Source organism: Corallococcus sp. CA049B, from assembly GCF_003611685.1.
GTDB classification, from domain to species: domain Bacteria; phylum Myxococcota; class Myxococcia; order Myxococcales; family Myxococcaceae; genus Corallococcus; species Corallococcus coralloides.
In genome coordinates, this window is sequence record NZ_RAWC01000286.1 from 1 (window position 1) to 9,488 (window position 9,488).

At 70.8% G+C, this 9,488-nt stretch carries 10 protein-coding genes and 1 pseudogene; 10 read left to right on the forward strand and 1 reads right to left on the reverse strand.

Going from position 1 to position 9,488, the window contains the following annotated elements; all coding sequences use genetic code 11:
- Positions 1–26: 26 nt before the first annotated feature.
- Entirely contained in the window at positions 27–749 is a 723-nt protein-coding gene (locus tag D7W82_RS35950; protein ID WP_120622625.1) for a lysophospholipid acyltransferase family protein, read from the reverse strand.
- A gap of 175 nt (positions 750–924) precedes the next feature.
- Between D7W82_RS35950 and D7W82_RS35955 the strand changes: the two genes are divergently transcribed.
- The 10 genes and pseudogenes from D7W82_RS35955 to D7W82_RS35995 all read left to right on the forward strand — a co-directional run bounded on the left by D7W82_RS35955 (position 925) and on the right by D7W82_RS35995 (position 9,435).
- Positions 925–1,422: a hemerythrin domain-containing protein gene (locus D7W82_RS35955; RefSeq protein ID WP_233588147.1), complete on the forward strand. Its 498-nt coding sequence runs from the start codon at positions 925–927 to the stop codon at positions 1,420–1,422.
- A gap of 181 nt (positions 1,423–1,603) precedes the next feature.
- Complete coding sequence (locus tag D7W82_RS35960) at positions 1,604–2,128, forward strand: hypothetical protein (RefSeq protein ID WP_014400764.1); 525 nt, start codon at positions 1,604–1,606, stop codon at positions 2,126–2,128.
- Positions 2,129–2,271: 143 nt separating this feature from the next.
- Positions 2,272–3,135, forward strand: coding sequence for a tryptophan 2,3-dioxygenase (locus tag D7W82_RS35965; protein ID WP_120622620.1), 864 nt, complete (start codon positions 2,272–2,274; stop codon positions 3,133–3,135).
- A 109-nt stretch (positions 3,136–3,244) separates the two neighbouring features.
- Positions 3,245–3,421 (forward strand): hypothetical protein, encoded by a 177-nt coding sequence (locus tag D7W82_RS40740; protein ID WP_158617790.1) that lies wholly within the window; start codon positions 3,245–3,247, stop codon positions 3,419–3,421.
- 140 nt (positions 3,422–3,561) lie between these two features.
- Positions 3,562–4,118, forward strand: a pseudogene (locus D7W82_RS35970) (Uma2 family endonuclease).
- Between the two features lie 13 nt (positions 4,119–4,131).
- Positions 4,132–5,259 (forward strand): hypothetical protein, encoded by a 1,128-nt coding sequence (locus D7W82_RS35975; RefSeq protein ID WP_120622621.1) that lies wholly within the window; start codon positions 4,132–4,134, stop codon positions 5,257–5,259.
- 52 nt (positions 5,260–5,311) lie between these two features.
- Positions 5,312–6,772: an adenylate/guanylate cyclase domain-containing protein gene (locus D7W82_RS35980; protein ID WP_120564567.1), complete on the forward strand. Its 1,461-nt coding sequence runs from the start codon at positions 5,312–5,314 to the stop codon at positions 6,770–6,772.
- A 20-nt stretch (positions 6,773–6,792) separates the two neighbouring features.
- Positions 6,793–7,212: a type II secretion system protein GspG gene (locus tag D7W82_RS35985; protein ID WP_120622622.1), complete on the forward strand. Its 420-nt coding sequence runs from the start codon at positions 6,793–6,795 to the stop codon at positions 7,210–7,212.
- Between the two features lie 143 nt (positions 7,213–7,355).
- On the forward strand, positions 7,356–8,714 hold the full coding sequence (locus tag D7W82_RS35990) for a universal stress protein (protein WP_120622623.1): 1,359 nt from the start codon (positions 7,356–7,358) through the stop codon (positions 8,712–8,714).
- 139 nt (positions 8,715–8,853) lie between these two features.
- On the forward strand, positions 8,854–9,435 hold the full coding sequence (locus D7W82_RS35995) for a Fis family transcriptional regulator (protein ID WP_120622624.1): 582 nt from the start codon (positions 8,854–8,856) through the stop codon (positions 9,433–9,435).
- The last annotated feature ends 53 nt before the right edge of the window (positions 9,436–9,488 follow it).

Sequence of the window (9,488 nt, forward strand, 5' to 3'; positions counted from 1 at the left end):
GGGAGGGGACGGGAGTGGCGGCGGTATCAAGCATGACAGGCCCTCAGCAGCAGGCGCCGGACGCTGGCGGCCACGCGGTCCCGGAAGGCCCGCACGCGCGACTCCGACGCACCCGACGGCGGCGGTTCATGGGGTTCACCCACGGCGAAGGTTAGCTGGACGGGCAGCGGCAGGGGGCCCAATCCCATCACCAACGGCATGCGGTATTTGTCCTCCGCGGCCAGGCGCACACACCACCGGTCCTCGTCCGGAGGCCAGAAGAAGGTGTCATCCACCCCGAAGCCGGCGAAGGGCACCACCGGCACCCCGGCCTGCATGGCCAGCCGGACGAAGCCCAGCGCGCGCTCCCACCGCAGCCGGTAGCGGCCCTGGCTGCGTTTGAAGGTCTCCCGGGCGCCGCCCGGATAACAGACGACCAGCTGCCCCTCCTGGAGCGACCGGAGCGCGTTCTCGCGCGTCCCCTCCACCCCGCCCAGCCAGGGCAACACCGTGCGTACGAGGGGAATCCTGAAGAACCCCCGCTCCGCGAGCCCCAGCGGATAGCGCCCCGTGGCCCGGTGCAGGAGGTGGAAGAAGGCGGGGGTCTCGTATCCCCAGACACCGTGATTGCCCACGAGCAGCAACGGCCCATGTCTGGGCAGATGTTCAGCTCCCACCAGTCGGGCGCGGTGGTAGCGCGCGGACAGGGCGGCGCCGCCCTCCGCGAAACGGAAGACGGCCTGCCGGACGCTGGTGAGTGGGTTTTCCACGGTGGAGCCAATGATGCGGCCGTCCTCGCACTCCGGCACCCTGACACCAGGCGGCCGGGCAGGGGCTCCATCGCCGCCATCACCGGAAAAGGGCATGCACGCCAGCAGGCTGCCTTTCGCGGCGGGGGGAGGGGTGCGGTTGTCTGCTCCCGGCGCCGTGCTGATGCTTGGGGGCATGGCTGGCCCGTTCGACATCCTCCTTCACCAACACCGCGAGCTGGAGGAGCTGCTGGAGCGGCTGGCTTCAGAGGCGGACGCGGAAGAAGTGACTCACGGTCAGGAGGCCCTGGCCCGCCTCCTGCGCCTGCACTCCCGGCTGGAGGAGCGCTGCGTCCAGCCGCTGCTGACACGCGTGGAGGGCCGCGCCCGCGCCCGGGAGGAGGCGGAAGAGCACCTCACCCTGCGTGAGCTGATGGAGGAATTGCAGGAGCTGACGCCTCGCGGCGTCGAGTGGCAGGCGCGCCTGTTCACGCTGGAGGATCAGGTCGTGGCGCATGTGCAGGCCATGGAACACGGGGTGCTCCCCCGCCTGTCCGCGTCCCTGGACGCCGAGGAATTGGAGGAACTGGGACACGACCTCGCACTGACGTACGAGGAACTGCTGGATCGCTCGCAGCACCCCCCCGCCCCCGGTCGTGGAGCGTTGTTGGAACCCCTGCATTGGGATGCGTGAGAAGCGCCTGAAAGCGTCGCCGAGCCCCATTTCCCGGGCCTTTCTCGCCTGCTGATACGCAGTGGCGTCACAACTTTTTATCGCTTCCTTCGACAATTGCCTTTCTGGAAGGTATTGGTAGTCCGGCGTGCCGGTTCACGCCAAGGCAATGCTCCCCCCCTTAAACCGAGGATTGGTCGAAATGTCAGTTGACAAGGCGTTCCGCGAGATGATTCGCAACGAGATTGAAGTGCAGCTCAAGCCCCTGCGCGACGTGGTGTCTCGTCTGGAGTCGGGCACGGCGGACCTGGATGCGCTGCGCAGCGTGGCCGAGCGGCTGGCGCCCCTGGCCCAGGTGGTGGGCCCCCTCTTCGGCGCGAACGCGCCCGCGGCCGGCAAGCCCGGTCGTCGTCCCGTGGGTCGTCCGGCGGGCCGTGCGGCGGTGAGCGCGCCGGTGGCGGCGGCGGGTGGCAAGCGCCGGGGCCGCAAGCCGGCGGCGGCGGAGGGCGGCGCCCGTGAGTGCGCCATCAAGGGCTGCGGCAAGCCCAGCCGCACCAAGGGCTACTGCGCCGCGCACTACCAGAAGCTGCGCATGCTGGAGAAGACCAACCGCCGTCCTTCCGAGTGGTCGGACTACGCCAACCCCAACAGCGTGGAGGACATCAAGCTGCCCCGTGGCCGCGCCGCCTCCAAGGCGCTCGCGGAAGCCGCTCAGAAGAACGCCTAGGTTCTTCCGCTGTAGCAGTATCAGTCGCCCCGGCCCGGGCAGAGGTGGACCCCGTTCTTCCGTCTGGAAGCACGTGGCTGGATTGACCGCGCGGAGGATGTGCTTGCGCCGCGAGGGGGTTGGTGTGCATGAGTGCCCGGGCCATGAACAAACGCGACCTGGAGCCTGGAATCGTCACGGACCTCGCGGGCCGGACGACCTATGGCGATTACCTGCAGTTGGACCGCCTCTTGTCCGCGCAGGTGCCCCGTTCCCAGCCTCCCCATCACGACGAGTTGTTGTTCATCGTCCAGCACCAGACGAGCGAGCTGTGGATGAAGCTGCTCATCCACGAGCTGTCCGCCTGCATCCGTTACATCCAGGCGGACCGGCTGGAGCCGTCGTTCAAGATCTTCGCGCGCGTCGCGCACATCCAGCGGATGCTCTTCGAGCAGTGGAGCGTGCTGGAGACGCTCACGCCCAACGAGTACCTGGAGTTCCGCGACACGCTGGGGCACGCTTCAGGCTTCCAGAGCTTCCAGTACCGGGCGCTGGAGTTCCTTTTGGGCAACAAGGATGACGCGGCGCTGGGGCCCTTCAAGCACGTGCAGGGCGTGCACGCGGAGCTGGAGCGCCTGCTGGTGTCGCCCGGCATCTACGACGAGTTCCTGCGCCACCTGGCGCGCAAGGGCCACGACATTCCCAGAAGCCACGTGGAGCGCGACTGGCGTCAGCCGTATGAGAAGAGCCCCCAGGTGATGGAGGTGTTCCGGCGCATCTACGAGGACACCGAGAAGCACTGGGACGCGTATGAGATGTGCGAGAAGCTGGTGGACACGGAGGAGCGGTTCCAGCTCTGGCGCTACCGTCACATGATGACGGTGATGCGCATCATCGGCTTCAAGCAGGGCACGGGCGGCTCGTCGGGCGTGGGCTTCCTGCGCAAGGCGCTGGACCTGCGCTTCTTCCCGGAGCTGTGGGACGTGCGCACGGCGCTGGCGCCGCCCGCGAAGCCCCGGGGAGCCTGAGCTCGTGTCCCCGCATGCTCCGCGGACCGGCGGGGGCGGGGTGCCGGACGGGGCACGGGCTCCCTAGCTTGGGGGAGGTCAAACCCTCTCAACGCGCGAAGGAGCCGCCATGGGTGAGCACGAGAGCCCCCGGAAGGAACCGCAGCTTCCGGAAGACGAACAGGACAACAAGCGTCAGGCGGGAGACCGCCCCATCCCCACGCCGGGCCACATTGGCAACCTGCCGGACCACGGCGAAGGCCCGGGTGGCATTGGCATCAAGCTGCCCGAGGGCGGCGGCGACTGAGTGAAACATTTGGAAATGTTTCGGCGGAAATGTTTCAGGCCCGGGGCCCTCCCGGGGCTCCTGGCCGCCGGGGTACACGTGTCAGACGGGCATGAGGGTGTCCGGGCATGTCCCTACCTGCTAGGTTCTTCGCCCCAGAGATGACCCGAAAGCCCGCCACCTACGCCGACCTGGAAGCGCTCCCCTCGAATCAGGTGGGGGAGATCGTGAATGGCGAGCTGTACGCGAGCCCCCGGCCGGCATCGCGGCATGCCGTCGCGGCGTGGCATCTGGGAGGCGAGCTCTATGCTCCCTTCGACCGGGCCGTGGAGGCCCCGGAGGGTGGATCATCCTTACCGAGCCGGAGCTGCATCTGGGCAAGGACGTCCTGGTGCCGGACCTCGCGGGTTGGCGCCGGGAGCGCATGCCCAGGGTGCCTGACGTCGTGGGCTTCACGCTGGCGCCGGATTGGCTGTGCGAGGTGATGTCCCCGTCGACGTTCCGGTTGGATCGGGCCCGGAAGCTGCCCATCTATGCCCGAGAGGGCGTCAAACACGTCTGGATGGTGGACCCGCGCGAACACATGCTGGAGGTCTTCCGGCTGGAAGGCGGCCACTACCTGCTACTGGGGGCCTACGGGAACTCGGAGACCGTCCACGCGGAACCCTTCGAGGCGTTTCCCCTGGAACTGAGGGTCCTGTGGGAGGACGTCGAGTAGGCTTCACCGCACCATGTCCGCGCCCGCCGGAATGACGCTGCTCTTCGAACAGGCCCACATCCTCTGCTACCGCACGTTCGACATCGCGGAGGAGATAGACCTGGAGCGCGCGCGCAAGGCGCTCACGGAGGACTCGCGCCGCTTGAAGCTGTCGCGCGAGAACAGCCAGTACATCCAGCTGCCCAACCCGCCCGTGGCCTATGAGCTGGGCCGCAGGCCGCTCGCGCTGCGTGATGGTCCCGTCACGGTGGACGCCACCGCGCGCCTGTTCGACCACGGCGCCGCGTCCATCATCCTGCGCGTCCCCGTCGCGCCCGGCACCACCTGGGAGACGCTCACCCAGGTCGCGGACGAGCTCTATGACAGCCAGGCCCTGGAGGACCTGGCGCGCGAACTGGTGGAGGGCGTGCGCCGCACCATCGCCTCCGCCGTGCAGGGGCCGCACCTCTGGGACCAGAGCGAGAGCTACACCGTCATCTTCGCCGAGCGCATCCAGGGCAACCCCTCCGCGGAGGAGCTGTTCCAGAGCGCGGACATCGCGCGGCTCCTCCTGGGAGAGAGCACCGCCGCGCCGCTCGCGCCGCGCGAGCGCGAGGCCGTCACCCAGGTGCGCTTCAGCTACACCGCCCACGACCTGGTCGTCGTGGACTGGAACAGCGCGTTCGTCTACGAGCCGTCCGGCTCGCGCGACATCCCGGACCTGCTGGAGATCGCCAACGCGCAGCTGCTGGAGTTCCGCTACTACGACGAGCGGTTGGACAAGCACATCGCGCGCATCCACGACGAGGTGCAGAAGAAGAAGCCCGGCTGGCTCACGCTGTTCCGCAGCCCCTACCGCAACCTCGCCCGAGAGACGCTGGGCACGCTCGTGGACCTCAACGAGTTCGTGGAGCGGGTTGAGAACAGCCTGAAGATCATTGGCGACTTCTACCTGGCCAAGGTCTACGAGGGCGCCGTGCGCCGCCTGCGCATCCCCGCGTGGCAGGCCTCCGTCACGCGCAAGCAGCAGCTGCTCGCGCAGACCTATGGCCTGCTCAAGGGCGAGGTGGACATCGACCGCTCGCACGTCCTGGAGGTGATGATCGTCGCGTTGATCATCCTGGAGATCGTCATGGCCTTCGGCCGCATGTTCGAGCACTGACGGCCACGGTTGCGCTACGCTTGTCGGACGGGCGTGTCACGGAGGCTTCCACGTGAGTGCATCAAACCCCCTCTTCGGTGATTTGCTGCTCAAGCTGGGCGTCGTCACGCCGGGACAGGTGCAGGAGGCGCTCGCGCTCCAGGCCCTCACCGGCCAGCGCGTGGGAGAGGCGCTCATCTCCCTGGGCTACGTGTCGCGCGAGCAGATTCAGGACGCATTGGGAGAGGCCCTGGGCTTGAACCACGAGAAGGGGCCCGCGCAGCCACCCCTGGGCGAGCTGCTGGTGGGGCTCAAGTACGTGACGCTCGCGCAGCTGGACGAGGCGCTGGCGCGGCAGCGGCGCGACGGGCGGCGGCTGGGGGAAATCCTCGTCGAGCTGGGCCACTGCACCTACAAGCAGATCTACGAAGCGCTGGGCGTGCAGAACCGCATCGTCGGCCGGCAGGACCTGCCGCGTCCCGCGACGGAGGGCCGCCGCCGCGTGGTGGTGGTGGACGACAGCCCCCTGGCGTGCGCCTTCGTGCAGGAGGGGCTGGTGGCCCTGGGCTACGAGGTCCTCTGCTTCCAGGACCCCTACGAAGCCCTGGAGGGCATGGGGCGGCTGCAGCCGGCCATCGTGCTGAGCGACCTGGAGATGCCGGGGCTGGACGGCGTGGAGCTGTGCCGGCGGCTGAAGGAGGGCCCGCGCAGCGCCATCCCCGTCATCATGCTCACCGCCAACGACCGGGAGGCGGAGCGCGTGCGCGGCCTGCGCGCGGGCGCGGACGACTACGTGAACAAGTCCGCGTCCCTGGACGAGCTGGCGGCGCGCATCGAGAGCGTGGTGCGCCGTACGGACGAGACGGAGCGCATGCGCAAGCTGTTCGCGCGCTACACGTCCGACGCGGTGGTGGAGGAGATCCTCAAGAGCGCGGACGCGGCGGTGCTCGCCGGCGAGAAGCGCGAGGTGACGGTGCTGTTCGCGGACATCCGCAACTTCACCGGCCTGGCGGAGAGCCTGCCTCCCGAACAGGTGGTGGCGGTGCTCAACCAGGTGCTGGGCCGGCTGTCGGACGCGGTGCTCACCTGCGGCGGCACGCTGGACAAGTTCCTGGGCGACGGGCTGATGGCCGTCTTCGGCGCGCCGGTGGGCCGCCCGGACGACGCGCTCCGGGGCCTGCAGTGCGCGAAGATGATGATGGAGGCCGTGGCGGAGCTGCGCGCCGTGGCGGAGGCCGAGTGGGTGGCCCACGGCCGCGAGGGCCGGCCCCTGGTGCTGGAGCTGGGCGTGGGGTTGAACTCGGGCGTGGTGGTGTCCGGCAACATCGGGGGCGCGATGCGGGCCGAGTACACCTGCATCGGCGACGCGGTGAACGTGGCCGCGCGGCTGTGCGCGCTGGCTGGGCCGGGGGAAATCCTGGTGGGCGAGCGCACGCGCGAGCTGGTGGACGCGAACGAGACCGCCTTCGAGGACCTGCCGCCGGTGCGCCTGAAGGGCAAGCAGCAGCCGGTGCCGCTTTACCGCGCCCTCTGACGCGGTAGGGTGGATGGGCCATGGCCGCCACCTCCTCCTCGTCCGCCGCCCCCGGAAAGTCGCGCCGCTCCCCGCTGCCCTGGGTGGCGGTGGTGTTCGCGGTGGCGCTCGTCGTGGCCCTGGTGCTCACCGCCTTCCGCCGCCGCGACCCCGAGCAGGCCCAGCGCATCCACGCCGACTTCACCCTCCTCCTGGACGCGCTGGAGCGCTACCGCGCGGACCACGAGGGGAAGCTGCCGGAGGAGGGGGACCTGAACGCGCTGCTGGTGCCCCGCTACCTCCACGCCGTGCCCCTGGACCCCTGGGGCCGGCCGTACCACTACGCGAGCAACGGGCAGGACGTGTTCCTGTCCAGCTTCGGCCGCGAGAACCAGCGCGGCGGCACGGGCGACAACCAGGACCACACCAACCACGACGGGCACCAGCAGCTGCTGCGCTAGGGAGGGCCGCGCCGCCGGGCCGCCCCACCCCGCCAGGCAGGCAGGCCGGCATGCACGGGCCGCGCGTCACCGGCGTCCGGCGTGCGCATCCTTGGTGACGGGGGAGGCTCCAGCGGGCATCGCCTCCCCGAGGGGGCCCCGCCATGGCCATCATCTGCGCAACCAACCTGTCCGCCGACGCCGCGCACGCGGCCACCGTCGCGGCGACGCTCGCCGGCCGCCTGGGAGAGCCCCTGCTGCTGCTGGGGGTGGATGACGAGGTGCCGGACGCGGAGGCCCAGGACGCCCTGTCCGCGGCGGAAGGGGGGCTGGCCGCGGAGGCCGCGCGCCTGAGGGCGTTCGCGGGCATGGTGGAGCCGCGCATGCAGCGGGGCGCCTCCGTGGAGACGCTGCTGGGGGACGAGGAGTGCCGCAGCGCCCGGCTGGTGGTGGTGGCCGCCGAGGGCTGGCGCACGTCCCCCTGGCGCAAGACGTCCCTGGCGGAGCGGCTGGCCCGCCACGGCTGCGCCCCGGTGCTGGCGGTGCGCCGGGACACGGCGCTCCTGGACTGGGCCCGCGGCCGGCGCCGGCTGCTGGTGATGGTGGGGGTGGACCCCCGCTCCTCCACGTCCGACGCGGCCATCACCTTCCTGCGGGAGCTGCGGCGCGTGGGCGGATGCGACGTGCTGGCCACGTACGTGTGCTCGCCCCTGGAGGAGCGCGAGCGGCTGGGCATCCACACCCCCGTGCACGTGGAGCGGCTGGACGCGCGCGAGCGCACCATGGAGGGGCTGGAGCCGCTGGTGGAGCGCGTGCTCCATCGCGAGGTGCGCGAGCGCCTGGGCGACCTGGAGGGCGAGGGCAGCGTGGAGGTGGTGCTGGAGCCCGGCTATGGCCGCCCGGCGGACCACCTGCTGCACGTGGCCCATGCGCGCAGCGTGGAGCTGACGGTGGTGGGCATGCACCTGCGCGGCGGCGTGCAGCGGCTGTGGCACGGCTCCGTGTCGGAAGGGGTGCTGCGCCACGCGGAGCGCTCCGTGGCGTGCATCCCGCCCGGAGCGCGCGAGCCCCGCCGGCTCCCTCCGCCCCGGAGCGCGCTGGTGCCGGTGGACTTCACGCTGGCCTCCGGACAGGCCATCGCGCAGGCGTGCTCGCTGGTGGGGCCGGGGGGCCGCGTGCACCTGCTGCACGTGCACCGGCTCCGGGGCCGCGAGCGGGGCCCCCGAGACTTCCACGGCGTGCTCCCGGAGCCCGACGGCGAGCGGGACCGGGTGCTGAAGCGGCTCTGGGCGCAGGTGCCCGGGGACACGGTCGCGCGGGCGGTGCACTGGAGCGTGGAGGGCGTCAGCGGGGACGACGTCGCCATCGCCATCTGCCAGGCCACGGAGCGCGAGGGCGTGGACCTGGTGTGCGTGGGCACGTCCGCCCGCCGCGAAGTGGCTCCGGACGTGCTGGAGGAGGCGGTGGCGCGCGAGCTGGTGCTGCGCTGCCGGCGGCCCGTGATGGTGGTGCCTTCGGTTTGACCCGGGAACGGGCGTCCAGTGCAGGGGCTCCTCGCGGAGCGGGTCCCTGTCTTTTCCCGCACGTAAGGGATTGAACAGGCAACCCTGGAGGGCGTTAGACTTTGGGAGGACCCGCTTTCCCAGAAGGGTAGGGCATCCCGTGGCTCTTCGCGGTTATCGAGAAGAGGACCTCGTCTCCAACCGTGCATCGCTGCTCATCCACGGAGGCACCGAGGATGAGCGCAGGGCCTGGGCGGAGGAAGCCGCGCGCAACTTCGGCGTCCCGCTCACGGAGGTGCGCCAGGCCCCGGAGCTGGCCGGAGCGCTCCGTCAGCCCAACGGCGTGGTGTTCATCGCGGACGCGGGGAAGCTGCCGCTGGACGCCCAGGGCCTCATCCTGCGCTGCCTGCAGATGCAGGAGGAGCGGCCCAAGGTGGTGGTGGGCGTGTCCGGCACCGCGATGGCCGCCCTCACCCGGGGCACGCTGCGCGAGGACCTGCACTACCGGCTCCACCAGGCGCAGGTGGACCTGCAGACGGACGGCCTGCGGGACGCGCTCAAGCGCCGCTGGGCGCAGCAGGCGGAGGCGCTGGCCGTGCGCGCCGCGGCGCTGAAGGCCGCCGAGGAGAAGGAGCGCGCCGCCGCCGCCGCCCGCCGCCCGGGCTCCGTCACCCGCATCCTGCCCAAGCGCAAGGCCGCGGCCCCCGTGCGCAAGGGCACGCCCCGCAACGCGGTCCGCTGAAGCCCGGGGCTTCTTGAGAGGGGGCGGGGGGCTGGCGTCGAGCCGCCCGGGGC